This window comes from Arthrobacter sp. HMWF013 (genome assembly GCF_003061105.1).
Lineage (GTDB): Bacteria > Actinomycetota > Actinomycetes > Actinomycetales > Micrococcaceae > Arthrobacter.
Window position 1 is genome coordinate 1 of sequence record NZ_QAIQ01000549.1, and the last position, 1,289, is coordinate 1,289.

At 66.6% G+C, this 1,289-nt stretch carries 2 protein-coding genes; both read left to right on the forward strand.

Annotated elements, in window-relative coordinates:
- The coding region (locus DBR22_RS18785) for a carbohydrate ABC transporter permease (protein WP_219928140.1) at positions 1–903 on the forward strand (903 nt) is incomplete at its 5' end.
- Between the two features lie 35 nt (positions 904–938).
- Positions 939–1,289, forward strand: a 351-nt coding sequence (locus DBR22_RS18790; protein WP_181365243.1) for an alcohol dehydrogenase catalytic domain-containing protein, incomplete at its 3' end; no start/stop codon positions are given.

Here is a 1,289-nt window from a genome sequence, read left to right on the forward strand (position 1 = left end):
GCCGCACCCCAAAGCACCCCGTCCGGGCCCACTGCCTTGAACACCGGCCGCCCGCCGCGGCGTGGAAAGTCCCGCATGGACCCCACCCGCAACAACACCGCCGCAGGCATCGGAGCCTGGCTTCTCGCGCTGCTCTTCGCCGCCCCCGTCGTCTGGATGATCCTCACCTCCTTCCACTCCGAAACCGATGCAGCAACCAACCCGCCGTCCATCGCGGCGAACCTCACCCTGGACGCGTACCGGGAATTCTTCGGGGAAACATCCGGCGTCAGCCCGTGGCCGTCGCTGATCAACTCCGCAACCGCTTCGATCCTGTCCACAGTCCTGGTCCTGGTCCTGGCCATCCCCGCGGCGTACGCGCTGTCCATCCGGCCGGTGAAGAAGTGGACCGACGTGATGTTCTTCTTCCTCTCCACGAAAATGATGCCGGTGGTGGCTGCGATCCTGCCGCTCTACCTGTTCGCCAGGACCGTGGGTGCCCTGGACAACATCTGGTTCCTGATCCTGATGTACACCTCCATGAACCTCCCCATCGCGGTGTGGATGATGCGGTCCTTCCTCGCAGAGGTACCGGTTGAAATGCTGGAAGCCGCCCAGATCGACGGCGCCAACCTCCTGCTGACCCTCCGCAAGATCATCGCCCCGGTGGCCATGCCCGGCATCGCCGCCACTGCCCTGATCTGCTTCATCTTCAGCTGGAACGAGCTGCTGCTGGCCCGGGTCCTCACCGGCGTGGTGGCCGGCACGGCACCCGTCTTCCTTACGGGCTTCGTCTCCGGGCAGGGACTGTTCCTCGCCAAGGTCTGCGCGGCCGCCGTCGTCATCTCCCTGCCGGTGCTGTTCGCCGGCTTCGCCGCCCAGGACAAGCTGGTCCAGGGCCTCTCCCTCGGCGCCGTCAAATAGCACCGTCCCCGTTCGATTCCCACAGGAGTACTTCGATGACAACCCCCACAGCACAGTCCAGCACCCTCGCTCACCCGGAACTGCCGGCCACCATGCGCGCCAACATCCTGAAGAGCCAGGGTGACATGGCGATGGAGACCCTGCCCCTGCCGCAGCTCGACGCCGACCAGGTCCTGGTCCAGGTGGCCGCGGTGGGCGTCTGCGGCAGCGATGTCCACTACTACGAGCACGGCCGGATCGGCCCGTACGTGGTGGACCACCCGCTGATCCTGGGCCACGAACTCTCCGGCCGGATCGCCGCCGTCGGAAGCGCCGTTGACCCGTCCCGCATCGGCAAGCGGGTCGCCGTCGAACCCCAGCGGCCCTGCCGCAAATGCAAGCAGTGC